Below are 26,680 nucleotides of genomic sequence, written 5' to 3' on the forward strand. Positions count from 1 at the left end.
CAAAAAAGAACGCCGCCTGAGGGCGGCGTTCTTTCAAGCGTTAGGAACGAAGGCCTCAGGCCGCCTTCTTCCCCGCCAGCTGCCGCAGCACGTACTGCAGGATGCCGCCGTGGCGGAAGAACTCCCGCTCCTTCGGCGTCAGCAGCAGCACCTTCACGGTGAACTCCTTCCTGCTGCCGTTCGGCGCGGTGGCGGTGACCTTGGCCACCTTCGACTCGCCGTCGTTCAAGCCGGTGATGTCGAACACCTCCTTGCCGGTCAGGCCCAGCGACTGCGCGCTCTGGCCGTCCTCGAACTGGCAGGGCAGCACGCCCATGCCGACCAGGTTGGAGCGGTGGATGCGCTCGAAGCTCTCGGCAATCACCGCCTTCACGCCCAGCAGCAAGGTGCCCTTGGCCGCCCAGTCGCGCGAGGAGCCGGTGCCGTATTCCTTGCCGGCCAGCACCACCAGCGGCGTGTGCTCGGCCTTGTACTTCATCGCCGCGTCGTAGATCGCCAGCTGCTCGCCGCTGGGCACGTGCAGGGTGTAGCCGCCTTCGACGCCGTCCAGCATCAGGTTCCTGATGCGGATGTTGGCGAAGGTGCCGCGCACCATCACGTCGTCGTTGCCGCGGCGCGAGCCGTAGGAGTTGAAGTCCTTCGGTTCCACGCCCTTGCCGATCAGGAAGCGGCCCGCCGGGCTGTCCTTCTTGATCGAGCCGGCCGGCGAGATGTGGTCGGTGGTGATGGAGTCGCCGAACAGGCCGAGCACGCGGGCGCCGTGGATGTCCTCCACCTTGCCGACTTCGCGGGTCATGCCGTCGAAGTAGGGCGGGTTCTTGATGTAGGTGGAATCGCCCCACTGGTACACCGAGCCATCCGGCGAGGCGATGTGGTTCCAGCGGTCGTCGCCCTTGAACACGTCGGCGTAGTTCTTGGTGAACATGGCCGGGTTGATCGCACCGGCGATGGTGTCGGAGATCTCCTGGTTGCTCGGCCAGATGTCCTTCAAGTACACCGGCTTGCCGTCGCTGCCGGTGCCCAGCGGTTCCTTGCTCAGATCCACGTCGAGCGAACCGGCCAGCGCATACGCCACCACCAGCGGCGGCGAGGCGAGGTAGTTCATCTTCACTTCCGGGTGCACGCGGCCCTCGAAGTTGCGGTTGCCCGACAGCACCGACGCCACCGCCAGATCGCCCTCGGCGATGCCCTTGCTGATTTCCGCCGGCAGCGGGCCGGAGTTGCCGATGCAGGTGGTGCAGCCATAGCCGACCACGTAGAAGCCGACCTTCTCCAGCTCCTTCAGCAGGCCGGTCTGCTCGAGGTAATCGGTGACCACCTTCGAACCCGGCCCGAGCGAGGTCTTCACCCACGGCTGCGCCTTCAGGCCCTTGGCCGCGGCCTTCCTGGCCAGCAGGCCGGCGGCGAGCATCACGGCGGGGTTGGAGGTATTGGTGCAGGAGGTGATCGCGGCGATCACCACCGCGCCGTCGGACAGGCGGAAATTCTCGCCGTCCTTCTCCACCAGCACGCCGCTTTCGGAAACCGCATTGGCGGGATTGCCGATCGCGGAGGAGCCGCCTTCATTGATGAAGTTCGAGGTGTCGCCGTTGCGCGGACGGCGGTTGGCCGTGAGCGGGCCGAGCGCGTCGCGGAAGCTCTTTTCGACGTCCTGCAGCAGCACGCGGTCCTGCGGACGCTTGGGGCCGGCCAGCGAGGGGCGCACGTCGCCCAGGTCCAGTTCCAGCGTGGTGGTGAACTGCGCGTGCGGCGTGTTCTCGTCGTGCCACAGGCCCTGCGCCTGCGCGTAGGACTTGACCAGCTCGATCTGCTCTTCGCTGCGGCCGGACAGGCGCAGGTAGTTCAGCGCTTCCTGGTCGATCGGGAAAATGCCGCAGGTGGCGCCGTATTCCGGCGCCATGTTGCCGATGGTGGCGCGGTCGGCCAGCGCCAGATCCTTCAGGCCGGGGCCGAAGAACTCCACGAACTTGCCCACCACGCCGAGCTTGCGCAGCATCTGGGTGACGGTGAGCACCAGGTCGGTGGCGGTCACGCCTTCGGCAAGCTTGCCGGTGAGCTTGAAGCCCACCACCTGCGGAATCAGCATCGACGACGGCTGGCCCAGCATGGCCGCCTCGGCCTCGATGCCGCCCACGCCCCAGCCCAGCACGCCCACGCCGTTGATCATGGTGGTGTGCGAGTCGGTGCCGAACACGGTGTCCGGATATGCCCAGGACTGGCCGTCCTTCTCGCCGGTGAACACCACGCGGCCGAGGTATTCCAGATTCACCTGGTGCACGATGCCGGTGCGCGGCGGCACCACCTTGAAGTTGTCGAACGCCTTCTGGCCCCAGCGCAGGAAGGCGTAGCGCTCCTGGTTGCGCTGGAATTCGATCGCCACGTTCTGTTCCAGCGCGGATTCCGAACCGTACACGTCGACCTGCACCGAGTGGTCGATCACCAGTTCCGCCGGCGCCAGCGGATTGATCTGCCTGGCGTCGCCGCCGAGCTTCACCACCGCGTCGCGCATCGCCGCCAGGTCGACCACGCAGGGCACGCCGGTGAAGTCCTGCAGCACCACGCGCGCGGGCATGAAGGCGATCTCGGTATCCGGCTCGGCCTTCGGGTTCCAGCGCGCGACCGCTTCGATTTCCTTGGCGGTGACGTTGACGCCGTCCTCGTGGCGCAACAGGTTCTCCAGCAGGATCTTCATCGAGTAGGGCAGGTGCTTGATGTCGAAGCGCTGGCCGAGCTTGGCGAGGCTGGCGATCTGGTACGAGCTGCCGTTGACCTTGAGGGTGTCGCGGGTGGCGAATGAATCCAGCATGGGTTGAACTCCTGTTGCTTGGGGTCGCGGCGCTGAGGTGGCGTCGCTGGGGGATCCTAGGGCAGCCGGCGTGAGCATCGGGCGCAAACAAGCCCTTCCGTTCTGCCGATTCCGGGGAGTTTGAGGCAAACGGCGCTACGCGCAAGTTACCGGGCGGGCGATTTGCCGTTGCCGTCATTGCAAGATATCGAACGCAGGCGGAAACAACGTCTTGCGTTGCGGCAGATGGCCTGCGGCTGGCAAAATGAGCGGCTGAAACGACCTCCGGAAGCGGCTTGGGGACTGGCTTTGCGGCCTCCTGCCAACTCGGGTGACGTTCCGCTTCCCGCCACGCCAACGGACGAGAACCACATGCTCAACGCCTATCGCCAACACGTCGCCGAGCGCGCCGCCCTCGGGATCCCCGCGCTGCCGCTGACGGCCCAGCAGACCGCCGACCTGATCGAGCTGCTGAAGAACCCGCCCGCCGGCGAGGAGGCCTTCCTGGTCGACCTGATCAGCAACCGCGTGCCGGCCGGCGTGGACGACGCGGCCAAGGTCAAGGCCTCGTACCTGGCCGCCGTGGCGTTCGGCAAGGAAGCCTGCCCGCTGCTCAGCCGCGAGAAGGCCACCGAACTGCTCGGCACCATGCTGGGCGGCTACAACATCCATCCGCTGATCGAACTGCTGGACGACGCGCAGGTGGGCGGCATCGCCGCCGATGCGCTGAAGAAGACCTTGCTGATGTTCGACTCCTTCCACGACGTGAAGGAAAAGGCCGACAAGGGCAATGCCAACGCCAAGAGCGTGCTGCAGAGCTGGGCCGACGCCGAATGGTTCACCAGCCGTCCGGAAGTGCCGCCGAGCCTGACCATCACCGTGTTCAAGGTGCCGGGCGAGACCAACACCGACGACCTGTCGCCGGCCCCCGACGCCACCACCCGCCCGGACATCCCGCTGCACGCGCTGGCCATGCTGAAGAACAAGCGCGAAGGCGCGCCGTTCCAGCCGGAAGAAGACGGCAAGCGCGGCCCGATCCAGCAGATCCAGGACCTGGCCAGGCAGGGCCACCTGGTGGCCTACGTGGGCGACGTGGTCGGCACCGGCTCCAGCCGCAAGTCCGCCACCAACTCGGTGCTGTGGTGGACCGGCGAGGACATCCCCTTCATCCCGAACAAGCGCTTCGGCGGCGTGTGCCTGGGCAGCAAGATCGCCCCGATCTTCTACAACACCATGGAAGACGCCGGCGCGCTGCCGATCGAGCTCGACGTGTCGAAGATGGACATGGGCGACGTGGTCGAGCTGCGCCCGTACGAGGGCAAGGCGCTGAAGAACGGCGAGGTGATCGCCGAGTTCCAGGTGAAGTCCGACGTGCTGTTCGACGAAGTGCGCGCCGGCGGCCGCATTCCGCTGATCATCGGCCGCGGCCTCACCGCCAAGGCGCGCGAGGCGCTGGGCCTGGCCCCGTCCACGCTGTTCCGCCTGCCGCAGAACCCGGCCGACACCGGCAAGGGCTACACCCTGGCGCAGAAGATGGTCGGCCGCGCCTGCGGCCTGGCCGAAGGCGAGGGCGTGCGCCCGGGCACCTATTGCGAGCCGAAGATGACCTCGGTCGGTTCGCAGGACACCACCGGCCCGATGACCCGCGACGAGCTGAAGGACCTGGCCTGCCTGGGCTTCTCGGCCGACCTGGTGATGCAGTCGTTCTGCCACACCGCGGCGTATCCGAAGCCGGTCGACGTGAAGACCCACCACGAGCTGCCCGCCTTCATCTCCACCCGCGGCGGCATCAGCCTGCGTCCGGGCGACGGCGTCATCCACTCCTGGCTCAACCGCATGCTGCTGCCCGACACCGTCGGCACGGGCGGCGACAGCCACACGCGCTTCCCGATCGGCATCTCCTTCCCGGCCGGCTCCGGCCTGGTGGCCTTCGCCGCCGCCACCGGCGTGATGCCGCTGGACATGCCCGAGTCGGTGCTGGTGCGCTTCAAGGGCGAGCTGCAGCCGGGCGTTACGCTGCGCGACCTGGTCAATGCGATTCCGCTGTATGCCATCAAGCAGGGCCTGCTCACCGTGGCCAAGCAGGGCAAGCAGAACATCTTCTCCGGCCGCATCCTGGAGATCGAAGGCCTGCCGAACCTCAAGGTGGAGCAGGCGTTCGAGCTGTCCGACGCCTCGGCCGAGCGCTCCGCCGCCGGCTGCACGGTGCGCCTGGACAAGGCGCCGATCATCGAATACCTCAACAGCAACATCACCCTGCTGAAGTACATGATCGCCCAGGGCTACCAGGACGCCCGCTCGCTGTCCCGCCGCATCAAGAAGATGGAAGAGTGGCTGGCCAACCCGCAGCTGCTGGAGCCGGATGCGGACGCCGAGTACGCCGCGGTGATCGAGATCGACCTGGCCGACGTGCACGAGCCGATCGTGGCCTGCCCGAACGACCCGGACGACGTGAAGTCGCTGTCCGACGTGGCCGGCGCGAAGATCGACGAGGTGTTCATCGGTTCCTGCATGACGAATATCGGTCATTTCCGGGCAGCGTCGAAGCTGCTGGAAGGCAAGCGCGATATCCCGACCCGCCTGTGGGTGGCTCCGCCGACCAAGATGGACCAGCAGCAGCTCACCGAGGAAGGCCACTACGGCGTGCTCGGCACTGCCGGCGCGCGCATGGAAATGCCGGGCTGCTCGCTGTGCATGGGCAACCAGGCGCAGGTGCGCGAAGGCGCCACGGTGATGTCCACCAGCACGCGCAACTTCCCTAACCGCCTGGGCAAGAACACCAACGTGTACCTCGGCTCGGCGGAACTGGCGGCGATCTGCTCGCGCCTGGGCCGCATCCCGACCAAGGAGGAGTACATGGCGGACATCGGCGTGATCAATGCGAATGGCGAGAAGATCTATCGCTATATGAACTTCGATCAGATTGCCGATTTCAAGCAGGTAGCGGATACCGTCGACGCTTAATCGTGGAATCCTTCTCCCATCGGGAGAAGGTGGCGGCAGCCGGATGAGGGTTCGGCCGGAGCGGCGCACATCACTCTTGCGCTCCGGCCGTACCCTCACCCCAACCCCTCTCCCGATGGGAGAGGGGCTTTCAAGAGCCCGGCCCCGTGCCGGGCTTCGTCGTTTATGCTTTGCGCCGCCTCGATGCGGGGCTTCGGCGGCGAGGCGCGGGCAGCAGGATGATTTCCACTCATTTATCGGCCGTCTCGCTGCGCGACCTGATCCTGGTCCAGGCGGTGCGCTGGCACGGCAGCTTCAACAGCGCCGCGCGCGCCATGCACATCAGCCCCTCGGGCCTGTCGCACCAGGTGCAGAAAGTGGAGCAGGCACTGGGCACGCCGCTGTTCGAGCGCGGCGGCCGCCGGGTGGTGCCCACCGCCGGCGGGCAGCGCCTGCTGGAACAGATCGATGCGGTGCTGCTGGCGGCCGACCATCTGCAGCAGGCCGCGCGCGCCGGCGAGACCGCCTTCGGCGGCGAACTGCGCCTGGGCGTGCTGGCCACCTTGGGGCCGTACCTGCTGCCGCATCTGATCGCGCCGTTTCCGCAGCATTTCCCGGGCGCCCGGCTCAGCCTGTCGGAAGGCAAGCCGCGCGGCCTGCTGCGCCGCCTGCAGGAAGGCGAGCTCGATGCCGTGCTGGCGCAGCCGTCGCCCCCGGTGAGCGGCATCGCCATGCGTCCGCTGTTCTTCGAACCCTGGGAAGTGATGCTGCGCGCCGACCATCCGCTGGCCGGCCGCCGCACCCTGACGCTGGAGCAGCTCGACGCCGCCGACGCCACCCTGATGGCGGAAAGCCGCGCCGACGACGTGCTCGGCGGCGGCCACGTACAAGATGTAAGCCTGGAAAGCCTGGCCGCCCTGGTCGGCCTGCGCGGCGGTTACGCCCTGGTGCCGGCGCTGGCGCACGAGCGGCTGGCCTCGATGCCGGAAGTGGCGCTGGCCAAGTTCAAGGGGCAGGCGCCGGGGCGCGAGATCGCGCTGTACTGGCGCGAGGCCTCGCCGTGGGAGGCGGACCTGCAGGCGTTTGCCGAGCTGCTGCGCAAGCTGGCGAAGCAGCGGCCGGGACTGAAGGTGATGGGTTGAGGGCGATGGGCTGAAGGCGGGCGACGCCGCCTGAGCGGCGTCAGCCGTTGTCCAGCGTCACCCCGGTCAACAAGCCCCGCGCCAGCATGCTGCACTGGCGCCGGTAGAACAGCAGCTGCCACTGGCGCCCGCCGATCTGTCGCCACAGCACCGCCGAACGCACCGCCGCCAGCAGGCTGGCGCGCACCTTCTCCACCACCTTGGGCTGCTGCAGCTGCTGCGGATTGCCGGTGACCATCACGCGCGGCTTCAGCGTGGACAGGGTGGACGCGTACAGCTCGGCCAGGCGCTTGACCACCTGCGGCGAGTCCTGGCCGAAGTGCTCGACCTGGCGCTGCGCGGCGACGATGCCTTTCTGCAGGTCGTCCAGCAGCTGGCGGTTGCGCGACAGGCTGCGCTCCAGCCGCATCACGGTGACCGCCATGCGGGTGACGCCCATGTCGCGGCCGGTGTCGTCCAGCTGGGCGATCAGCTGGCGCAGGCCCAGGCGCACGCCGCCGACATGGCCGTAGACGCCGACCACCGATGGCGCATCGATGCGGAACACGCTGCCGACGCTGCTCTCGAACGCGCTCTCGTCGCAGCGCCCGTCGTTGGCCAGCTGCTGGGTGAGCGCGGCGGCCTGGAACAGGCCGGCCAGCGCGAGCACGCGCTCTTCGGTCATGGCATAGGTTTCAAACACGTTGTGCGGACTCTTCGGGGACAGGGGCGGCGTTCCAGCCGCCGTAGGGAGCGTCGGTGCGGGCGATCACGGCGCCGCCCAGGCAAACCTCGCCATCGTAGAAAACTACGGACTGGCCGGGTGTGACGGCGCGCTGGGCTTCGTCGAAGCGCACTTCCACGCCGGCGGCGTCGACGCGCACGGTGCAGGCCTGGTCGTGCTGGCGGTAGCGCGTCTTGGCGGTACAGCGGAATTCGGCGGCGGGCGCCGCGCCGGCCACCCAGGTGGGAGCGTCGGCATGCAGGCGCTGCGAGTGCAGCCAGTGGTTCTCGCCGCCCTGGGCCACGTACAGCACGTTGGCGCGCACGTCCTTGCCCACCACGTACCAGGCGTCGCCGCTGGCGCCCTGGCGGCCGCCGATGCCCAGGCCGTTGCGCTGGCCCAGCGTGTAGTACATGACGCCCTGGTGCTCGCCCACGCGCGCGCCGTCGGGCGTGCGCATCTCGCCGGGGCGGGCGGGGATGTACTGGCCCAGGAATTCGCGGAAATCGCGCTCGCCGATAAAGCAGATGCCGGTGGAATCCTTCTTGGCGTGCGTCGGCAGGGCCGCGTCCAGGGCCATGCGGCGCACCGCGGATTTCTCGATCTCGCCGACCGGGAACAGCGTGGCGGCGAGCTGCCGCTGGCCCAGCGCGTGCAGGAAATAGGTCTGGTCCTTGCCAGCATCCACCGCGCGCAGCAGGCGGTGCTGCCCGTCGCGTTCGTCCACGCGGGCGTAGTGGCCGGTGGCGATCTTGTCCGCGCCGAGCGCGCGCGCTTCGTCGAGAAAGGTCTTGAACTTGATCTCGCGGTTGCACAGCACGTCGGGGTTCGGCGTGCGGCCGGCGCGGTATTCGGCGAGGAAATGCTCGAACACGCCGTCCCAGTATTCGGCGGCGAAATTGCGCGCATGGAAAGGAATGCCCAGGCGGCCGCAGACCGCGACGGCGTCCTTGCGGTCGGCGTCGGCGGTGCAGGGGCCGGCGCGGTCGTCTTCTTCCCAGTTCTGCATGAACAGGCCTTCGACCTCGTGGCCGGCCTGTTGCAGCAGCAGGGCGGCGACCGAGGAGTCCACGCCGCCGGAGATGCCCAGCATCACTTTCACGGATAGCGGTCCTCGGGCAGCAGGCTGCTCAACGCGGACAGCGGAACCCGCTGGCCGGCCAGCCAGGCGTCGATGCTCCGCAGCACCAGCGGGCTGCGCAGGCGGTCGCCCAGGCCGGCCACTTCGGCGCGGGTCAGCCACAGGGCGCGGCGGATGCCGGTATCCAGCCGGCGGTCCGGGTCGTGCCCGACGGGGCTGGCGGCGAAGCTGAAACGCAGCACGCTGTGGCCGTGCTCGGTGCTGCGCCACTGGTGCACGCCGACCAGCGCGTCGAGCTCGACGGTCCAGCCGGTTTCCTCCAGCGTCTCGCGCACGGCGGCGCTGGCCAGGCTTTCGCCATCGTCCAGATGGCCAGCCGGCTGGTTGTAGACGAGCCGGCCATTGACCTCTTCTTCCACCATCAGGTAGCGGCCGCCGTCGGCCACCACGCAGGCGACGGTGACGCGCGGACACCACACGGCAGCAGGGGCGGGAGCGGAATCGTTCATGGGCAGGGGATATAGCGCTTAAAGCCGGCACTGGAAAAGATGACATTGTGCCATCACCTGAAAGTGCTATCCCGGAACGCGGAAACCATCGCGTGGGCCGGGCGGTATACTGGCCACAAGATCGAGACAGCGGAACTCATGGCGCACGAACCCGAACACGAGCAAGGCACAGGGCATGGCCTGGCGTTGGAAACCGCCCGTCCGGAGGTGGCACGCCCGCCGCTGTTCCAGGTGGTCCTGCTCAACGACGATTTCACCCCCATGGATTTCGTGGTGGAGGTGCTGCGCAGCTTCTTCGGCCTGGACCAGGAGCGCGCGGTGCAGGTGATGCTTCACGTGCACACCCGCGGCAAGGGCGTGTGCGGGGTCTTCACGAGGGAGGTGGCCGAAACCAAGGTGACCCAGGTGAACGAATATTCACGTGCCCATCAGCATCCTTTGCTATGCACTATGGAAAAGCTGTGAGCGCCCCCATTTCGTGGTCATCGCGGCGTTAGCCGCCCTGCCATCCAAGCGGAGAAGGTCCGGATGTTCAGCAAGGATCTCGAAGTCACCATCGGCCAGTGCTACAAGCAGGCCCGCGAGCAGCGCCACGAATTCATGACGGTGGAGCACCTGCTGCTCGCGCTCACCGAAAACCAGTCCGCCCTCGGCGCCCTGCGCGCCTGCGGGGTCGACCTGCCACGGCTCACCCACGAGCTGGAAAAGATCATCGCCGAGACCGTGCCGGTACTGCCGCACGGCGACGAGCGCGACACCCAGCCCACCCTGGGTTTCCAGCGCGTGCTGCAGCGGGCCGTGTACCACGTGCAGTCCTCCGGCCGTAAGGAGGTCACCGGCGCCAACGTGCTGGTGGCGATCTTCGGCGAGAAGGACTCCCACGCGGTGTACTTCTTGCACCAGCAGGAAATCACCCGCCTGGACGTGGTCAATTACATCTCGCACGGCATCGCCAAGATCGGCGACGAACCGTCCACCGGCATGCCCGGCACCGACCGCGAAGGCGAGGAGGGCGGCGATCCCAAGGGCAATCCCTTGAGCGAGTACGCCGCCAACCTCAACGAGCTGGCGCTGGAAGGCAAGATCGACCCGCTGATCGGCCGCCAGGACGAGATCGAGCGCACCATCCAGGTGCTGTGCCGCCGCCGCAAGAACAACCCGCTCTACGTGGGCGAGGCCGGCGTGGGCAAGACCGCCCTGGCCGAAGGCCTGGCCAAGCGCATCGTCGACGGCGACGTGCCCGAGGTGCTGGAAAACGCCACCATCTGGTCGCTGGACCTGGGCGCCCTGGTAGCCGGCACCAAGTACCGCGGCGACTTCGAGAAGCGCCTGAAAGCGGTGATCACCCAGCTGAAGAAGCAGCCGGGCTCGATCCTCTTCATCGACGAGATCCATACCATCATCGGCGCCGGTTCCGCCTCGGGCGGCACCATGGACGCGTCCAACCTGATCAAGCCGATGCTGGCCTCCGGCGAGCTGCGCTGCATCGGTTCCACCACGTTCCAGGAATTCCGCGGCATCTTCGAGAAGGACCGCGCGCTGGCCCGCCGCTTCCAGAAGATCGACGTGGTCGAGCCCACCGTGGCCGACAGCATCGAGATCCTGAAAGGCCTGCGCTCGCGCTTCGAAGAGCACCACAACGTGGTCTATACCAACGAGTCGCTGAAGGCGGCGGTGGACCTGTCGGTGAAGCACATTCCCGACCGCCTGCTGCCGGACAAGGCGATCGACGTGATCGACGAAGCCGGCGCCCGCCAGCGCCTGCTGCCGGTCGACCAGCGCACCGGCAAGATCGACGTGCCGGAAGTGGAATACATCGTGGCCAAGATGGCGCGCATCCCGGCCAAGCAGGTCTCGGCCTCGGACCGCGACGTGCTGCGCAACCTGGAACGCAACCTCAAGATGGTGGTGTTCGGCCAGGATGCGGCGATCGAGGCGCTGGCCTCGTCGATCAAGATGGCGCGTTCCGGCCTGGCCGATCCGTCCAAGCCGATCGGCTCCTTCCTGCTCGCCGGCCCCACCGGCGTGGGCAAGACCGAGGTCACCCGCCAGTTGGCGATGCAGCTGGGCATCGAGATGATCCGCTTCGACATGTCCGAGTACATGGAAGCGCACTCCGTCTCGCGCCTGGTCGGCGCACCTCCGGGCTATGTCGGCTTCGACCAGGGCGGCCTGCTGACCGAGGCGGTGACCAAGCATCCGCACGCGGTGCTGCTGCTGGACGAGATCGAGAAGGCGCATCCGGATGTGTACAACATCCTGCTGCAGGTGATGGACCGCGGCGTGCTGACCGACACCAACGGCCGCGAGGCGAACTTCAAGAACGTGATCCTGGTGATGACCACCAATGCCGGCGCGCAGCAGGCGGCCCGCCGCGGCATCGGCTTCGTCAAGCAGAGCCACACCACCGACTCGATGGAAGTGATCCGCCGCACCTTCACGCCGGAGTTCCGCAACCGCCTGGACGCGGTGATCCAGTTCAACGCGCTGGACTTCGAGCACATCCTGCGCGTGGTGGACAAGTTCCTGATCGAACTGGAGACCCAGCTGGGCGAGAAGCACGTGTCGCTGGACGTGGACGCCGACGCCCGCCGCTGGCTGGCCGAGCACGGCTTCGATCCGCAGATGGGCGCGCGCCCGATGGCCCGCGTGATCCAGGAGAAGGTGAAGCGTCCGCTGGCCGACGAGCTGCTGTTCGGCAAGCTGTCCGAGGGCGGCAAGGTGCGCCTGAGCGTGGCCGACGGCGAGCTGAAGGTGGACACCGAGGAAGCGGAGAAACTGCCGGCGGTGGTTTCCTGAGCCGCCGCGGTTTCGCAGGCAGAAAGAAAAGGCCGCGCTCAGCGCGGCCTTTTCGTTTGCGGAACCCGGCCCGCTGGTGGGGCCGATCCGGATGCCCGCCCGTCCGGGCAGGCGGCCGGCATCACTTCATGCGATAGGTGATACGACCCTTGGTCAGGTCGTACGGAGTCATCTCCACCTTCACCTTGTCGCCGGTGAGGATACGGATGTAGTGCTTGCGCATGCGACCGGAAATGTGGGCGGTGATCACGTGCCCATTCTCCAGCTGCACGCGGAACATGGTGTTCGGCAGGGTCTCCATGACCGTGCCTTCCATTTCGATGACGTCGTCTTTGGCCATGCGTTCCGGTCGGTAAGAGGGCGGCCGTCGCGGCCGCGTAAGCGGGCGATTATGCCATGGAATAGCGGATGGTTAAAGAATCATCAGCCGAAGTGCTCGTCCAGCTTGCGGCGGATCTCCTGTTCCACCATCCCCTTGAGCGGGGCCAGCATCATGCCCAGCTCGGCCCGGACCTGGATGGCGTCGGTTCCCACCTCGATCGAGCCGTTGACCCCCGGCCGCTGGAAGCTGAGCGTGTCGCCCTGCCAGCTGCCCTCCATGCCGAACTTCTCGCGCATGCGCGCCGCCACCTGCTCGACCACGGCGCGGGCCTCGGGCACGGAAAGCTGGTGTGGGCGGCGGATGTCGATCTTGGGCATGGTCGGTTCCTGCGGAGAAACCACGCATATTAGCGGCGATAGCCACGCATGGCAGCGATCGCCACGCATTCAGCGCAGGCCGCATGGAGCGGACGCATGTATCTGCTAGAGTCCCGCCGGTCTCTAGACTGGTTCACAGATGCGCATCGAGTTTCCTCATTCGGCCCGCGAAGATTTTCGTTGGGAGCAGCCGCTGCTGAGGATCGGCAGCGCGCCCGACAACGATCTGGTGCTGGCCGAGCGCCAGGCCGGCAGCCACCACCTGCGCATCCAGCTGGATCGCCGCGGCTGGGTGCTGCAGGTGCTGCCGCAGGGGAACCGCATCTACGTCAATGCCCGGCCCGTACGCGAACGGGCGCTGCTGCGCGCCGGCGACATCCTGAGCGTCGGCGATTGCCGCATGCTGCTGTGCGCCGACGAGCTGCCCGAGGCCCGCGCCCCGCTCGAAAGCGTGTCCGATGCGGCCCGCTGCGCGGTGGCGCTGCGGGCGATGGGCGGCCCGCTGTCGGGCCGGGTGATCGCGGTCGACGGCGCGCTGGAATTCGGCCCGCTCGGCCGCTATCCGCTGGAACTGCCGCAGGGCGAGACGGCCTCGTTCCGCCTGGCCTGGAAGGACGGGCAGGTGTGGCTGGAATCGCTGCAGGGTTCCGAACGCTATCCGCTGCGCGTCAACGGCGCGCCGGTGCAGCGGGTGGCGCTGCATCCGGGCGACCAGATCGGCCTGGCCATGCACCGCTTCGTGGTCGATGCCCCGGGCCTGGAACGCGAGCCGGAACTGCCGCCGCCTCCGCCGGAACCCGAGCACCTGCCCGAGGAAGACGCCGGCCCGCGCGGCGAGGTGTGGTGGCTGATCGTCACCGCCGCCGTGCTGGCGCTGGGCATCGCCCTGATCTTGCTCGTCCGTTTCTAAAGCAACGGTTTTCTACGGTTGACGCTGGGTTGTTGCGGCGCGGCATAATGCGGCGCTTATTCCCTTCATAAAGGCGTCGCTCGTGAGCAGGGTCTGGAATTTCAGCGCGGGGCCGGCCGCGATTCCCACCGCGGTACTGGAACGCGCGCAGCGCGAACTGCTCGACTGGAACGGCAGCGGCGCCTCGGTGATGGAACTGTCCCACCGCGGCAAGCGCTTTATCGGCCTGGCCGAACAGGCCGAAGCGGACCTGCGCGAACTGCTGCGCATCCCGGCCGACTACGCCGTGCTGTTCCTGCAGGGCGGCGCCACCCAGCATTTCGCGCAGATTCCGCTGAACCTGGCGGGCGAGGGCGACAGCGCCGACTACATCGTCAACGGCCACTGGGGCGAGAAGGCGGCCAGCGAAGCGGCGCCGTACGTGCGGGTGAACGTCGCCGCCAGCAGCAAGGACGAGCATTACCTGCGCCTGCCGCCGCGCGGCAGCTGGCAGCTCGATCCGCGCGCGGCGTACGTGCACTACACGCCGAACGAGACCATCCACGGCGTCGAGTACCACGACGTGCCGGACGTGGGCGAGGTCCCGCTGGTCGCCGACATGTCGTCCAACATCCTGTCGGAACCGCTCGACGTCAGCCGCTTCGGCCTGATCTACGCCGGCGCGCAGAAGAATATCGGCCCCTCCGGCCTGGTGGTGATGATCGTGCGCCGCGACCTGCTGCAGCGCGCCTCGCGGCCGATGGCGAAGATCTTCCGCTACGCCGATCACGCCGCCAACGATTCCATGCTCAACACGCCCAATACCTGGGGCTGGTACCTGGCCGGGCTCACCTTCCAGTGGCTGAAGGAGCAGGGTGGCCTGGATGCGATTGCGCGCCGCAACCACGACAAGGCCGCGCTGCTGTACCAGGCCATCGACGGTTCCGGCGGCTACTACCGCAACCCGGTGGAACCGGCCGCGCGTTCGCGCATGAACGTGCCTTTCACCCTGCACGACAGCGCGCTGGACGCGGACTTCCTCAAGGAATCCGAAGCCGCCGGCCTGCTCGCGCTGAAGGGCCACAAGGCGCTGGGCGGCATGCGCGCCTCGCTGTACAACGCGGTGCCGCTGGAGGCGGTGCAGGTGCTGGTGCAGTTCATGCGCGACTTCGCCGCGCGGCATGGTTGACCGGCGTGCCTGATCGCTTTTACCGCCGCCGATCAGGCACTATGCGTTTCCCCGTTTGGACATCTTTACCCCCGAACCTCAGCTCATGACCGAATCAAAAGTCTCGCTCGAACAGGTGCGCGAACGCATCGACAGCATCGACCGCCAGATCCAGGAGCTCATCGCCGAGCGCGCGACCTGGGCCCAGGAAGTGGCGCGCGTCAAGGGCGAAGGGCTGTCGGCGATCGACTATTACCGGCCCGAGCGCGAGGCCCACGTGCTGCGCATGGTGGTGGACCGCAACCGCGGGCCGCTGTCCGACACGGAAATGGTGCGCCTGTTCCGCGAGATCATGTCCTCCTGCCTGGCGCAGGAAGACCCGCTCAAGGTCGGCTTCCTCGGCCCCGAAGGCACCTTCAGCGAGCAGGCCGTGCGCAAGCACTTCGGCCATGCCGCCTATGGCCTGCCGCTGGGCAGCATCGAGGAAGTATTCCAGGAGGTCGCCGCCGGCCATGCCGATTTCGGCGTGGTGCCGGTGGAGAACTCCGGCCAGGGCATGATCCAGATCACCCTGGACATGTTCCTTACTTCCGCGGCCACCATCTGCGGCGAGATCGAGCTGCGCGTGCACCAGTGCCTGCATTCGCAGAGCGGCAGAATGGAAGACATCAAGCGCGTCTATGCGCACGCGCAGTCGCTGCAGCAGTGCAAGACCTGGCTGCGCATCAACCTGCCGGGCGTGGAATGCATCGCGGTCAGCAGCAATGCCGAAGCCGCGCGCATGGCGCGGCATGCGGACGACGCGGGCGCGATCGCCGGCGAAACGGCCGGCCGCGTGTACGGCCTGAAGACGCTGGCCACCGGCATCGAGGACCGCGCCGACAACACCACGCGCTTCCTGGTCATCGGCCGCTCGCTGTTCCCGCCCTCGGGCAACGACCGCACCTCGCTGCTGATCACCGTGAACGACAAGCCCGGCGCGCTGTACGACGTGCTCAGCCCGTTCGCCAAGCACGACGTCAGCCTCAACCGCATCGAGTCGCGCCCGGCGCACACCGGCAAGTGGCAGTACGCGTTCTTCATCGACGTGTCCGGCCATGTGCAGGACGCGCCGATCCAGGCCGCGATGCAGGAGATGGACGGCGCCGCCGCGCAGGTGCGCGTGCTCGGTTCCTACCCGGTGGCCTTGCCCTGATCCCAGACCGCGGCGGCCGCCGGCCGCCGCCCGGAGAAGCTTCGTGACCCGACTCGACTGGTTGAGCCAGCCCGCCCGCGCGCTGCACGGCAGCGTGCGCGTGCCGGGCGACAAGTCCGTTTCGCATCGTTCGATGATGTTGTCCGCATTGGCCGAAGGCCGCTCGCATATCCGCGGCTTCCTCGAAGGCGAGGACACCCGCGCCACCGCGGCGGTGCTGCAGAAGCTCGGCGTGCGCATCGAAACGCCCAGCGCCGGCGAGCGCGTGGTCGACGGCGTCGGCCTGCACGGCCTGCGCGGCACCGCCGAAGCGCTGGACTGCGGCAACGCCGGCACCGGCATGCGCCTGCTGGCCGGCCTGCTGGCGGGGCAGGCCTTCGACAGCACCTTGATCGGCGACGAGTCGCTGTCCAGGCGCCCGATGCGCCGCGTCACCGAGCCGCTCGCCGCGATGGGCGCGCGCATCGATACGCAGGACGGCCTGCCGCCGCTGCGCGTGCACGGCGGCCAGCCGCTCAAGGGCATCCGCTACACGCTGCCGGTGGCGAGCGCGCAGGTGAAGTCCGCGCTGCTGCTGGCCGGCCTGTATGCGCAGGGCGAGACGGAAGTGATCGAGCCGCATCCCACGCGCGACTACACCGAGCGCATGCTCGCCGCCTTCGGCTGGCCGATTGAATTCGAACCCGGCCGCGCGCGCCTCAGCGGCGGCCATCGCCTGCGCGCCACCGACGTGGACGTGCCGGCGGATTTCTCCTCCGCCGCGTTCTTCCTGGTCGCGGGCAGCATCGTGCCCGGCGCCGAACTGCGCCTGCCGGCGGTGGGCCTCAACCCGCGCCGCACCGGCCTGCTGCAGGCGCTGCGCCTGATGGGCGCGGACATCACGGTCGAGCACGAACGCGAGAGCGGCGGCGAGCCGGTGGGCGATCTGATCGTGCGCCACGCGCAGTTGCATGGCGTGGAGCTGCCGGAGGCGCTGGTGCCGGACATGATCGACGAATTCCCCGCGCTGTTCATTGCCGCGACGGCGGCCAAGGGGCGCACCGTGGTGCGCGGCGCGGCCGAGCTGCGCGTGAAGGAATCGGACCGCATCGCCACCATGGCCGCCGGCATGAAGGCCATCGGCGCGAATATCGAGGAGACGCCGGACGGCGCCATCATCGACGGCGGCGCGCTGCGCGGCGGCGAAGTGGACAGCCACGGCGATCACCGCATCGCGATGAGCTTCGCCGTTGCCGGCCTGGTGGCGCAGGGGCCGATCCGCATCGCGGATTGCGCGAATGTGGCCACGTCGTTCCCGGGCTTCATGGAGCTGGCGAACGGCTGCGGTTTCGAACTGCGCACCGACGGCTGACGTAGGTTGGGGTGAGCCGCAGGCGAACCCCAACAGCGCGGCAACGTTGGGGTTCGCCTGCGGCTCACCCCAACCTGCGCGGTCGAGGCTCGTGTCAACCTTGCCCAGCGGTTAGGCTTGGCGCCTCCACACGAGGTCGCCATGTCCGCACACGTCCCGCCCTTCATCGTCGCCATCCCCGCCCGCTACGGCTCCACCCGCCTGCCGGCCAAGCCGCTGCGCGCCTTGGGCGGCGTGCCGATGGTGGTGCGCGTGGCCCAGCGTGCGCTGCAGGCCGGCGCGGCCCGGGTGGTGGTGGCGGTGGACGACCGGCGCGTCGCCGATGCGCTGGCCGGGCAGCAGGGCATCGATATCTGCATGACCCGCGCCGACCACGCTTCCGGCAGCGATCGCCTGGCCGAATGCGCCGCGCATTACGGCTGGGCGGACGACGCCATCGTGGTGAACCTGCAGGGCGACGAACCGTTCGCTCCCGCGGCCGGCATCCGCGAGGTGGCGCGTGCGCTGGCCGAGGACGATGCGCCGATGGCCACGCTGGCCACGCCCATCCTCGATGCGCACGAACTGTTCGATCCGAACGTGGTGAAGCTGGTGCGCACCGTGTCCGGCCGCGCGCTGTACTTCAGCCGCGCACCGCTGCCCTGGGCACGCGATGCCTTCGCCGCCAGCCGCGAGCAGCTGCCGGCGGATACGCCGTTCCTGCGCCATATCGGCATCTACGCGTACCGCGCCGGCTTCCTGCAGCGCTACACCACGCTGCAGCGCACGCCGCTGGAGCAGGCCGAATCGCTGGAGCAGCTGCGCGTGCTGGAACATGGCCACGCCATCGCCGTGCGCCTGACGCCGGAGCCGTTCCCGCCGGGAATCGATACCGAAGCCGACGTGCTGCGCGCGGAGCAATGGCTGGCGGCGCAGGGATGAGCGCGCCGCGCGTCCTGTTCGTGTGCCTGGGCAATATCTGCCGCTCGCCGCTGGTGGAAGGCGTGGCGCGCCAGCGCTGCGCCGAGGCGGGGCTTGCCGTGGAGGTGGCCTCCTGCGGCACCGGCCATTGGCATGTGGGCGAGGGCGCCGACCTGCGCATGGTGCATGCGGCCGCGGCGGCGGGCTTCGATCTTTCGCCGCACCGCGCGCGGCAGCTGCGGGCCGCGGACCTGGACGCATACGACCTGGTCTTCGCCATGGACAGCGACAATCTGCGCGGCATCCAGCGCTTCGTCACACCTCGCTCACGCGCCGAAACCGGCCTGTTCCTGCCCTGGACCGGCGCCGCGCCGCCGCAGGATTTCCCCGACCCGTACTACGGCGGCCCCGAAGGCTTCACCGCCTGCGTGGCGCTGGCCGAACGCGGCGTGGCCGGACTGATCGAGCGCCTGCGCCGGCGCTGATCCGCGCCATTGCAATGGCGACGCCGGCCTCCATAAGAGAGGGGCGAATCCCGTTAGAATTCACCCTATGCAGCCCACTCCGCCGCAGGCCTTCGACGGCAAGGCCTTCGTCCGCACCCTGACCACCTCGCCCGGCGTCTATCGTTATTTCGATGCCGAGGGCGAGCTGCTCTACGTCGGCAAGGCGGGCAATCTCAAGAAGCGCGTCGGCAGCTATTTCCTCAAGCCGCGGATGGAGCCGCGCATCGCCTCGATGGTGTCGCAGATCGAGAGCGCCGAGATCACCATCACGCGCACCGAGGGCGAGGCGCTGCTGCTGGAATCGCAGCTGATCAAGTCGCTGAAGCCGCGCTACAACATCCTGCTGCGCGACGACAAAAGCTATCCGTACATTTATCTGTCCAGCAAAGAGGAGTATCCGCGGCTGGCCTTCCACCGCGGCGCCAAGAACCTGCCGGGCCGCTATTTCGGCCCGTATCCGAGCGCGTTCGCGGTGCGCGAAAGCCTCAACCTGATGCAGAAGCTGTTCAAGGTGCGCCAGTGCGAGGACAGCTATTTCCGCAACCGCTCGCGGCCCTGCCTGCAGCACCAGATCGGGCGCTGCACGGCGCCGTGCGTGCAGCTGATCGCGGTCGACGACTACCGCAGCGACGTGCGCCATGCCGAGATGTTCCTGGAAGGTCGCAGCAGCGCGGTGATCGACGAGCTGGTGGGTTCGATGGAGCAGGCCAGCAAGTCGCTGGAATTCGAGCGCGCCGCCTCGATGCGCGACCAGGTGGCCGCGCTGCGCGGCCTGCAGGCGCAGCACCACGTGCATGGCGCCAGCGCCGACATGGACGTGATCGCCTGCCGCATCGAAGCCGGCATGGCCTGCGTCAGCGTGCTGTTCTTCCGCAACGGCATCAGCCTGGGCACGCGCGATTTCTTCCCGCGCCTGCCGCTGGATGCCGAGCCGGGCGACGTGATGGCCCAGTTCATCGCGCAGTACTACCTGGACCGCCCGGTGCCGCGCGAGCTGATCCTGTGCCAGCCGATTCCGGACCAGGAAATCCTGGCCGAGGTGCTGACCCAGCAATCCGGCCGCACGGTGGAACTGAAAGCCAGCGTGCGCGGCGAACGCGCGCGCTTCCTGCAGATGGCCGAGCGCAATGCGCAGGCCTCGCTCACCGCGCGCCTGGCCAGCCGGCAGACGCTGGGCGCGCGCTTCGACGACCTGCAGCGGCTGCTGGAGCTGGATGCATCGCCGCGTCGCATCGAATGCTTCGACATCAGCCACACCATGGGCGAGGCGACGGTGGCTTCGTGCGTGGTGTTCGGTCCGGAAGGGCCGGAGAAATCGCACTACCGCCGCTTCAATATCGCCGGCATCACGCCGGGCGACGACTACGCCGCCATGCACCAGGCACTGACGCGCCGCTTCCGCAAGGTGGCGGAAGGCGAGGGCGCCAGCCCCGACATCCTGCTGATCGACGGCGGCGGCGGGCAGGTGGCGCAGGCGCTGGATGTGCTGAAGGAACTGGGCGTGAGCGGCATCCGCGTGGTCGGCGTGGCGAAAGGGCCGGGCCGCCGCGCGGGCGAGGAGACCTTGATCCTCGCCGACAGCGGCCGCGAGCTGCATCCCGGCCCGGCGTCGCCGGCGCTGCATCTGGTGGCGGCCGTGCGCGACGAGGCGCACCGCTTCGCCATCAGCGGCCATCGCAAGCGGCGCGAGAAGGCGCGCGAGCGCAGTGTGCTGGAAGACGTGCCGGGCATCGGCGCACGCCGCCGCGCCGCGCTGCTCAAGGCCTTCGGCGGACTCGCCGGCGTAGAAGCGGCGGGCGTGGAGGAACTCACACGGATCAAGGGCATCGACCGTGGCCTGGCGGAGCGCATCTATGCGGCCCTGCATGGCTGAACCTTCGTTACTGTGGGCACGACGCGCGCATGCGACACTGCGCGGATGAGAGCTAAGGAACCTATGCGCATCAATCTGCCGACCTGGCTCACCCTGTTCCGCGTGGCACTGCTGCCGGTGATGGTGCTGGTGTTCTACTGGCAGTTCCCGGGCCACAACATCACCGCCGCGGTGGTGTTCCTGCTCGCGGCGATCACCGACTGGCTGGACGGCTACCTGGCGCGCCGGCTCAATCTGACATCCGCGTTCGGCGCTTTCCTGGATCCGGTGGCCGACAAGCTGATGGTGGCGGTGACGCTGTTCCTGCTGGTGGAATCGCATCGCGGCGGCTGGGCCGGCGTGCTGATGGCGGTGACGGCGGCGATTATCGTCGGGCGCGAGATCAGCGTGTCCGCGCTGCGCGAGTGGATGGCCGAGATCGGCATGCGCGCGGCGGTGAAGGTGGCCTTCGTCGGCAAGCTCAAGACCGTGATGCAGATGATCGCGCTGGTGGTGCTGATCGTGCAGCACGAGAAGAGCGCCGAGGCGCTGCGCCTGTATCACATCGGCGAGGCGCTGCTGGTGATCGCGGGCGTGCTGACCATCTGGTCCGGCCTGTACTACCTGCGCGCCGCATGGCCGATGCTGCGCGGCGAACCGCCGCGCAACGAGCCGGCGAACGAGGAAAACGGCACCGTGTGACAGAGGCTTGACGACCGCGCTTTAGCCATTACAATGCGCGACTCCGATGCGGGAATAGCTCAGTTGGTAGAGCACGACCTTGCCAAGGTCGGGGTCGCGAGTTCGAGTCTCGTTTCCCGCTCCAGTTTCGATGAAAGCCCCGGTAAATCCGGGGCTTTCTCGTTTCCGGGGTCCACGCGCCGGCGGGCTCGGAAGGGGATGAAAGCGGTAAGCGCGGGCAAATTAATCCGTCGCCGCCTCTTCACAAATCCCGATCTTCTGCTATGATTTCTGACTCTGATGCGGGAATAGCTCAGTTGGTAGAGCACGACCTTGCCAAGGTCGGGGTCGCGAGTTCGAGTCTCGTTTCCCGCTCCAGTCTTCAGCAAAACCTCGGACCGCCGGGGTTTTGTTTTTTAAGGCACAGCGTGATCTTTCCGGTTACGATGCGCCGGCAATGGCCAGGTGGCAGAGTGGTCATGCAGCGGCCTGCAAAGCCGTGTACGCCGGTTCGATTCCGACCCTGGCCTCCATTGCGAAGATTCAAAAAGCCCGCCATGCGCGGGCTTTTTGTTGCCCGCATGAGCGGGATCCGCGCAGCAGAGGACGCGGAGTGCCAGCCACGCACGCATGCTAGGATGCGCCGCGATATCGCAGGCGGCGCGCACCGCACGTGCATCATGTCGCTCGGCCCGGATGGCGAAACTGGTATACGCAAGGGACTTAAAATCCCTCAGCCGAAAGGCTATGCGGGTTCGACCCCCGCTCCGGGCACCATGTCTTCCTCTTGTTCCCTGGCTGACGCTACGGCGTCCGTTTCGTGCGCGTTCGTTTCGCGTGCGGCGGGTGCTTCCGTTTGCGCGACGGCCGCGCTGAGGGGCGGATGCCTTCGTCCATCCATCTGCGGGTGAGGTTTTCCTGACATCGCACCGACCACTGATGTAGGACGACACCGCAGACACGGCCCAGCGAAAACCGCCAGCCAGGCCGGAATCACTCCTAAAACCATGCGGCCTTCGGGAGCTGCGCTGTCAGCGGGCACCTGCTTGAGGCGCTAGGGATTTCCTGGCGCCAACGCACGTCCGGAGCCTCTGGAAAGCGCGAAAATCATCACGGGGAGATAACACTCGCCAGCTTATGACGACACACCGTAGGTCATGACTGACAGACCCGGTCAGGGCGATCGAAGATACTTGCGCAAGTCCAGGCGGCAACGCTCCGGGAAAGGGAGGCGAGAAAAAGTTTTTATGTTGGTGGACGCCACTTACAGGGGGGTGCTTGCATCGTCTGCGCATGCCGCCTACTTTCAGGAACTTGACCCACGGAGGGCGGGGACGTGATCAATCTGGTTCTTATCGACGATCACGAGCTCGTCCGCACCGGCTTTCGGATGATCCTGCAGCAGCAGCCGGACGTGCATATCTGCGGCGAGGCGGGCACGGCGGAAGAGGGACTGAAGCTGATCCGCGCGCATGAGCCGGAAATCGCGCTGGTCGACGTGCACATGCCCGGCATGAGCGGCATCGAGCTCACCGAGCGCGTCGCCCGCGCCAAGATGCCGACGCAGATCATCATCATCACCGTGGTGGACGACGCGCGCTTTCCCAAGCGCCTGCTCGAAGCCGGCGCCACCGGCTACCTCACCAAGGGCTGCACCGCCGACGAACTGCTGTGCGCGGTGCGCCAGGTCGCCGGCGGCCGCCGCTACCTGGCGCCGGCGGTGGCGCAGCAGCTGGCGCTGGCGACGCTGGACGGCGAGGCCTCGCCGTTCGACGCGCTGTCCAGCCGCGAGCTGGAAGTCGCCATGATGCTGGTGCGCGGCAAGGCGCTCACCACCATCGGCGAGCAGCTCAACCTGAGCCCCAAGACGGTGTCCACCTACAAGCAGCGCCTGATGGAGAAGCTGCAGGTGGATCACATCGTGAGCCTCGCGCACCTGATGACCATCCACGGGCTGCTGGATACGCATAACAACCAGATCGGCGGCGGTTGAGCGCGGCGTAGCGAACCGTGGCTTGCGGTCGATTCGCGGCATAAAAAAAGCCGGGCGATAAGCCCGGCTTTTTCGTTGCGCGATGCGCCGGATCAGCCGTTGGAAGCGTGGCTGTCCTTCTTCTCTTCCGAAGCAGCGTCGTCCTGCGCGGCGGCTTCGTCCGTGCTTGCGTGGGTCGCCGGCGGCGCCACGTGGCCCAGCAGATCGCCCTGTGCGGGCAACTGCGTGACCGGTGCGGGCACCACGGTGACTTCCGACGGCAGCTCCGCCTGAGCGGGTTCGTCGGCGATCGCTTCGTGTTTCGTCTCGACGGCTTCCGGCGCCTGGACTTCCGGCTCGGCCTTGACCGTCTCGACGACGACAACCGCGGGTTCGATGACCATCGGTTCCACGGCAGCCGGTTCGACCGGGAGCACCGGCTCGACATGGACCACCACCGGGGCCGCTTCAACCGCGGGCGCTTCGGCGACCGGAGCGGCAGCGACGGGCTCGGCTGCCACGGCCTCGGCGGCGGTGAACAGCGGAGCGGACTCCAGCGTCGTCACCGTCGCGGCGGCGCGGCTCTCGCTTTCCGCCACGGTGGCCGGCGGCGCCGATACGTCGGCGGCGACCGGCGCGTCTTCCACCGGCGCGTGCGCCACCACCGGCTCGGCCGGCAGTGCGGCCACGGCTTCCGGCTCGTCCGCCTTCGCGGGCACCGGCGGCAGGGCGGGCAGGTTGAACGAAGCTGGTGCCGGGGCGGGCGTTTCGACCACCGGGACCTCGAGTTCGGCGCGAGCCGCCGGAGCATGGGCCGACTCGATGCCTTCGACGGCGATCACGGCGGCGGCCGCGGTCGCGGCGACAGCCGCTGCGGCGGGACGCGCTTCGGCCTTGGCCGGCTGCCCGGCGCCATCTTCCTCGCGGTCTTCGTCGTCCAGATCGAACTCGTTGTCCTGCTGCGCGTCGGGCGAGCCGGCCTGGGCGGCGTCTTCGTGACGGCGGCGGCGGCGGCCGCCGCGGCGGCCACGGCGGCGGCGCGGCTGGCCGCCTTCGGCTTCGGCGGCGGCCGGATCCAGCGCGTCGGGTGCGACGGCATCGGTCACCGGCTTGGCGGCGAGCGCGGCGTCCTGCGCGGCTTCATCGGCGGGCGCCGGGGCCGGGCGCTGCGGCTGCGGTTGCGGGGCCGGCTGCTGCGGAGCGATCGGCTGGACGGCGGCGGCGGCCGGAGCAGCGTGCTGCGGCTGCGCGGCCGGACGCGGCTGGCGCGGTTCCTGCGCCTGCGCGGCCTGCGGCTGGGCGGGCTTGGCCTGTTCCTGGCGCGGCTGCTGCGGGTTCTGCTTGCGCTCGCCGGCCTGGGCCTCGGCGGCCTTCGGCTGCTGCTGGCGCTGCTGCTGTTCCGGCTTGGCCTGGCCCTGCTGCTGGCGCGGCTGCTGCTCGTTGCCGCGCTGGCGATTGCCCTTGCCCTGCTGTTGCTGCTGCTGGGCCTGGCCCTGCTTGGGCTGCTGGTCGCGGCGCTGCTGGGGTTGCTGCTGCTGGCGGTTCTGCGGCTGCTGTCCGCGGCCGCGCTCGTCACGGCGCTGGTTGCGGCCGCCGGTGTTGGACGGGGTGCTTTCGCGCCTGGCTTCCGGCGCGGGCGCCGGGGCCGGGGCGGCACGGAACCAGCCCAGGAAGCGGGAGATCATGCCGCCGCTCGGCGTCGGCGCGGCGGCCGGACGCGGAGCCTGGCGGGCCGGCGGCGCGGCGACCGGAGCCGGCGCGGTTTCCTCGCGCACGGGGGCGGGCGAGGCGGGCACGATGCCGCTGACGGCCGGCTGCTCGCCGCTGCCCAGGGCCTGGCCCATCTTCGGGATCGGCGCGGCTTCCACCACGGTCCGGCGCTCGTAGCTGGGCTTGCTGTGCTCGCCCATCTCCGCTTCGCGGATGCGCTGGATCTGGATGTGCGGGGTCTCGAGCTGGTCGTCGGCCACGATCACCACGTGGACCTTGTTGCGCAGCTCGATCTCGACCACGCCGGCACGCTTCTCGTTGAGCATGAAGTTGGCCACCGCCGGCGGGGCCTGCACCAGCACCTGGCCGGTGTTGTCCTTCATGGCGTGCTCTTCGATCAGGCGCAGGGTCGACAGCGCCAGCGATTCCACGCTGCGGATGTGGCCATGGCCCTCGCAGCGCGGGCACACGATCTGGGTGGCTTCACCCAGGCTCGGGCGCAGGCGCTGGCGCGACATTTCCAGCAGGCCGAAGCGCGAGATGCGGCCGACCTGCACGCGGGCGCGGTCCAGCTTCAGGGCGTCCTTCAGGCGCTCTTCCACTTCGCGCTGGTGCTTGGGGCTGTCCATGTCGATGAAATCGATCACGATCAGGCCGCCGGCATCGCGGATGCGCAACTGGCGGGCGATTTCCACCGCCGCCTCGCAGTTGGTGTTGAACGCGGTTTCCTCGATGTCGCTGCCCTTGGTGGCCTTCGAGGAGTTGATGTCGATGGCCGTCAGCGCTTCGGTCTGGTCGATCACGATCGAGCCGCCGGAGGGCAGGCGGACCTGGCGGTCGAACGCGCTCTCGATCTGGGTCTCGATCTGGTAGCGCGAGAACAGCGGGGTGTCGTCCCGGTACAGCTTGAGCTTGCGCAGGGCATTGGGCATGACCTGCTGCATGAACTCGCGCGCGTCGTTGAACAGCGATTCCTCGTCGATGAGGATCTCGCCGATGTCATTGCGCAGGTAGTCGCGCAGGGCGCGGATGAACAGCTTCGATTCCTGGTAGATCAGGAACGGCGCCTTCTGCGCGCTGGCGGCGGCCGAGATGGCCTTCCACAGCTGCAGCAGGTAGTCCAGGTCCCACTGGAGCTCTTCGGCGTCGCGGCCCATGCCGGCCGTGCGCACGATCAGGCCGACGTCGTCCGGCACCGTCAGGTGCTCGAGGGCTTCCTTCAGGGCCTGCCGGTCCTCGCCCTCGATCCGGCGCGAGACGCCGCCGGCCTTCGGGTTGTTCGGCATCAGCACCATGTAGCGGCCGGCCAGGCTGATATAGGTGGTGAGGGCGGCACCCTTGTTGCCGCGCTCCTCCTTCTCGACCTGGACGACCACTTCGTGGCCTTCCTTGATCAGATCGCGAATATTCGCCTTGTTCGGATCCAGGCCGGGGGTGAAATATTCCCGGGCGATTTCTTTCAGCGGCAGGAAGCCATGGCGCTCGGCACCGTATTCGACGAAGCAGGCTTCCAGGGAGGGTTCGACGCGAGTGATGCGGCCCTTGTAGATGTTGGCCTTTTTCTGTTCGCGGGAGGGGATTTCGATGTCGAGGTCGTACAGAGTCTGGCCATCGACGATGGCCACGCGCAACTCTTCACGCTGAGTCGCGTTGATCAACATACGTTTCATTGTAGTTTTCCTTGGCTTGCCGCGCGTCGCGTGCCGCGGTGGCGCCTTCTGGGCGGCCTGCCGGGGATCGCGCCGCAGCGGGGAAGCGGCATAAAGACGGCGCCGTTACCGGCTCCGGGGTATTC

General features: G+C 68.1%; 20 protein-coding genes and 4 tRNA genes. 17 read left to right on the forward strand and 7 right to left on the reverse strand.

Annotation, left to right across the window (positions count from 1 at the left end):
- Positions 1-55: 55 nt before the first annotated feature.
- Positions 56-2,806 (reverse strand): aconitate hydratase AcnA, encoded by a 2,751-nt coding sequence (gene acnA / locus FHW84_RS15750; protein ID WP_167256921.1) that lies wholly within the window; start codon positions 2,804-2,806, stop codon positions 56-58.
- A 351-nt stretch (positions 2,807-3,157) separates the two neighbouring features.
- Between acnA and acnB the strand changes: the two genes are divergently transcribed.
- Both acnB and FHW84_RS15760 read left to right on the forward strand, forming a co-directional pair.
- Positions 3,158-5,749, forward strand: coding sequence for a bifunctional aconitate hydratase 2/2-methylisocitrate dehydratase (gene acnB, locus FHW84_RS15755; protein WP_167256922.1), 2,592 nt, complete (start codon positions 3,158-3,160; stop codon positions 5,747-5,749).
- A 218-nt stretch (positions 5,750-5,967) separates the two neighbouring features.
- The gene (locus FHW84_RS15760) at positions 5,968-6,870 is read left to right on the forward strand and encodes a LysR family transcriptional regulator (protein WP_167256923.1); all 903 of its coding nucleotides are present in this window, start codon (positions 5,968-5,970) and stop codon (positions 6,868-6,870) included.
- Between the two features lie 40 nt (positions 6,871-6,910).
- Here FHW84_RS15760 and hflD read toward each other — a convergent pair whose 3' ends face one another.
- Genes hflD through FHW84_RS15775 form a run of 3 tightly spaced genes read right to left on the reverse strand, consistent with a single transcriptional unit; the run spans position 6,911 to position 9,163 of the window.
- Positions 6,911-7,534 (reverse strand): high frequency lysogenization protein HflD, encoded by a 624-nt coding sequence (gene hflD, locus FHW84_RS15765; protein ID WP_167256924.1) that lies wholly within the window; start codon positions 7,532-7,534, stop codon positions 6,911-6,913.
- A 10-nt stretch (positions 7,535-7,544) separates the two neighbouring features.
- Complete coding sequence (gene mnmA, locus FHW84_RS15770) at positions 7,545-8,675, reverse strand: tRNA 2-thiouridine(34) synthase MnmA (RefSeq protein WP_167256925.1); 1,131 nt, start codon at positions 8,673-8,675, stop codon at positions 7,545-7,547.
- A complete protein-coding gene (locus FHW84_RS15775; protein ID WP_167256926.1) occupies positions 8,672-9,163 on the reverse strand; it encodes an NUDIX hydrolase in 492 nt (163 codons plus the stop codon). The genes mnmA and FHW84_RS15775 overlap by 4 nt, the downstream gene beginning before the upstream one ends.
- 138 nt (positions 9,164-9,301) lie before the next feature.
- Here FHW84_RS15775 and clpS point away from each other — a divergent pair, with 138 nt between their 5' ends.
- Together clpS and clpA are read left to right on the forward strand one after the other, a co-directional pair.
- Positions 9,302-9,628 (forward strand): ATP-dependent Clp protease adapter ClpS, encoded by a 327-nt coding sequence (gene clpS, locus FHW84_RS15780; RefSeq protein WP_167256927.1) that lies wholly within the window; start codon positions 9,302-9,304, stop codon positions 9,626-9,628.
- 63 nt (positions 9,629-9,691) lie between these two features.
- Positions 9,692-11,962 carry an ATP-dependent Clp protease ATP-binding subunit ClpA gene (gene clpA / locus FHW84_RS15785; RefSeq protein ID WP_167256928.1) on the forward strand — a complete coding sequence of 757 codons (2,271 nt, stop codon included), beginning with the start codon at positions 9,692-9,694 and terminating at the stop codon, positions 11,960-11,962.
- A gap of 121 nt (positions 11,963-12,083) precedes the next feature.
- On the opposite strand, the gene infA is transcribed toward clpA, so the two are convergent.
- Positions 12,084-12,302 (reverse strand): translation initiation factor IF-1, encoded by a 219-nt coding sequence (infA, locus tag FHW84_RS15790; protein ID WP_026636496.1) that lies wholly within the window; start codon positions 12,300-12,302, stop codon positions 12,084-12,086.
- A gap of 83 nt (positions 12,303-12,385) precedes the next feature.
- Positions 12,386-12,661: a polyhydroxyalkanoic acid system family protein gene (locus FHW84_RS15795; protein ID WP_167256929.1), complete on the reverse strand. Its 276-nt coding sequence runs from the start codon at positions 12,659-12,661 to the stop codon at positions 12,386-12,388.
- A 139-nt stretch (positions 12,662-12,800) separates the two neighbouring features.
- On the opposite strand from FHW84_RS15795, the gene FHW84_RS15800 reads away from it, so the two are divergent.
- From FHW84_RS15800 to FHW84_RS15860, 13 genes are all read left to right on the forward strand, one after another.
- Complete coding sequence (locus FHW84_RS15800; protein WP_167256930.1) at positions 12,801-13,571, forward strand: FHA domain-containing protein; 771 nt, start codon at positions 12,801-12,803, stop codon at positions 13,569-13,571.
- 82 nt (positions 13,572-13,653) lie between these two features.
- On the forward strand, positions 13,654-14,739 hold the full coding sequence (serC, locus tag FHW84_RS15805; protein ID WP_167256931.1) for a 3-phosphoserine/phosphohydroxythreonine transaminase: 1,086 nt from the start codon (positions 13,654-13,656) through the stop codon (positions 14,737-14,739).
- Positions 14,740-14,824: 85 nt separating this feature from the next.
- Complete coding sequence (gene pheA / locus FHW84_RS15810; protein ID WP_167256932.1) at positions 14,825-15,913, forward strand: prephenate dehydratase; 1,089 nt, start codon at positions 14,825-14,827, stop codon at positions 15,911-15,913.
- Positions 15,914-15,956: 43 nt separating this feature from the next.
- Entirely contained in the window at positions 15,957-17,264 is a 1,308-nt protein-coding gene (gene aroA / locus FHW84_RS15815) for a 3-phosphoshikimate 1-carboxyvinyltransferase (RefSeq protein ID WP_343203609.1), read from the forward strand.
- 141 nt (positions 17,265-17,405) lie between these two features.
- Entirely contained in the window at positions 17,406-18,185 is a 780-nt protein-coding gene (gene kdsB / locus FHW84_RS15820; RefSeq protein WP_167256934.1) for a 3-deoxy-manno-octulosonate cytidylyltransferase, read from the forward strand.
- Positions 18,182-18,649: a low molecular weight protein-tyrosine-phosphatase gene (locus tag FHW84_RS15825; protein WP_167256935.1), complete on the forward strand. Its 468-nt coding sequence runs from the start codon at positions 18,182-18,184 to the stop codon at positions 18,647-18,649. The genes kdsB and FHW84_RS15825 overlap by 4 nt, the downstream gene beginning before the upstream one ends.
- A 67-nt stretch (positions 18,650-18,716) precedes the next feature.
- Positions 18,717-20,543 (forward strand): excinuclease ABC subunit UvrC, encoded by a 1,827-nt coding sequence (gene uvrC, locus FHW84_RS15830; protein WP_167256936.1) that lies wholly within the window; start codon positions 18,717-18,719, stop codon positions 20,541-20,543.
- Between the two features lie 63 nt (positions 20,544-20,606).
- On the forward strand, positions 20,607-21,224 hold the full coding sequence (gene pgsA / locus FHW84_RS15835) for a CDP-diacylglycerol--glycerol-3-phosphate 3-phosphatidyltransferase (protein WP_167256937.1): 618 nt from the start codon (positions 20,607-20,609) through the stop codon (positions 21,222-21,224).
- A gap of 48 nt (positions 21,225-21,272) precedes the next feature.
- Positions 21,273-21,348 (forward strand) — tRNA-Gly (locus FHW84_RS15840).
- A gap of 157 nt (positions 21,349-21,505) precedes the next feature.
- Positions 21,506-21,581 (forward strand) — tRNA-Gly (locus FHW84_RS15845).
- Between the two features lie 81 nt (positions 21,582-21,662).
- Positions 21,663-21,736 (forward strand) — tRNA-Cys (locus tag FHW84_RS15850).
- 157 nt (positions 21,737-21,893) lie between these two features.
- A tRNA-Leu gene (locus FHW84_RS15855) sits at positions 21,894-21,980 on the forward strand.
- A gap of 559 nt (positions 21,981-22,539) precedes the next feature.
- Entirely contained in the window at positions 22,540-23,196 is a 657-nt protein-coding gene (locus FHW84_RS15860; protein ID WP_167256938.1) for a response regulator, read from the forward strand.
- A 92-nt stretch (positions 23,197-23,288) separates the two neighbouring features.
- Here FHW84_RS15860 and FHW84_RS15865 read toward each other — a convergent pair whose 3' ends face one another.
- The gene (locus tag FHW84_RS15865) at positions 23,289-26,555 is read right to left on the reverse strand and encodes an Rne/Rng family ribonuclease (RefSeq protein WP_167256939.1); all 3,267 of its coding nucleotides are present in this window, start codon (positions 26,553-26,555) and stop codon (positions 23,289-23,291) included.
- Positions 26,556-26,680 lie beyond the last annotated feature (125 nt).

Origin of the sequence: Dyella sp. SG562, from assembly GCF_011759495.1 — a bacterium.
GTDB lineage: Bacteria > Pseudomonadota > Gammaproteobacteria > Xanthomonadales > Rhodanobacteraceae > Dyella_D > Dyella_D marensis.

Excerpts from the sequence above, each read along its gene's own strand:
- clpS (WP_167256927.1), top strand. The coding sequence starts at position 9,302 with ATGGCGCACGAACCCGAACACGAGCAAGGCACAGGGCATGGCCTGGCG.
- FHW84_RS15795 (WP_167256929.1), bottom strand. The coding sequence starts at position 12,661 with ATGCCCAAGATCGACATCCGCCGCCCACACCAGCTTTCCGTGCCCGAG.
- infA (WP_026636496.1), bottom strand. The coding sequence starts at position 12,302 with ATGGCCAAAGACGACGTCATCGAAATGGAAGGCACGGTCATGGAGACC.
- FHW84_RS15865 (WP_167256939.1), bottom strand. The coding sequence starts at position 26,555 with ATGAAACGTATGTTGATCAACGCGACTCAGCGTGAAGAGTTGCGCGTG.
- FHW84_RS15775 (WP_167256926.1), bottom strand. The coding sequence starts at position 9,163 with ATGAACGATTCCGCTCCCGCCCCTGCTGCCGTGTGGTGTCCGCGCGTC.
- kdsB (WP_167256934.1), top strand. The coding sequence starts at position 17,406 with ATGTCCGCACACGTCCCGCCCTTCATCGTCGCCATCCCCGCCCGCTAC.
- FHW84_RS15800 (WP_167256930.1), top strand. The coding sequence starts at position 12,801 with ATGCGCATCGAGTTTCCTCATTCGGCCCGCGAAGATTTTCGTTGGGAG.
- hflD (WP_167256924.1), bottom strand. The coding sequence starts at position 7,534 with ATGACCGAAGAGCGCGTGCTCGCGCTGGCCGGCCTGTTCCAGGCCGCC.
- uvrC (WP_167256936.1), top strand. The coding sequence starts at position 18,717 with ATGCAGCCCACTCCGCCGCAGGCCTTCGACGGCAAGGCCTTCGTCCGC.
- pheA (WP_167256932.1), top strand. The coding sequence starts at position 14,825 with ATGACCGAATCAAAAGTCTCGCTCGAACAGGTGCGCGAACGCATCGAC.
- acnA (WP_167256921.1), bottom strand. The coding sequence starts at position 2,806 with ATGCTGGATTCATTCGCCACCCGCGACACCCTCAAGGTCAACGGCAGC.
- acnB (WP_167256922.1), top strand. The coding sequence starts at position 3,158 with ATGCTCAACGCCTATCGCCAACACGTCGCCGAGCGCGCCGCCCTCGGG.
- FHW84_RS15825 (WP_167256935.1), top strand. The coding sequence starts at position 18,182 with ATGAGCGCGCCGCGCGTCCTGTTCGTGTGCCTGGGCAATATCTGCCGC.
- FHW84_RS15760 (WP_167256923.1), top strand. The coding sequence starts at position 5,968 with ATGATTTCCACTCATTTATCGGCCGTCTCGCTGCGCGACCTGATCCTG.
- pgsA (WP_167256937.1), top strand. The coding sequence starts at position 20,607 with ATGCGCATCAATCTGCCGACCTGGCTCACCCTGTTCCGCGTGGCACTG.
- clpA (WP_167256928.1), top strand. The coding sequence starts at position 9,692 with ATGTTCAGCAAGGATCTCGAAGTCACCATCGGCCAGTGCTACAAGCAG.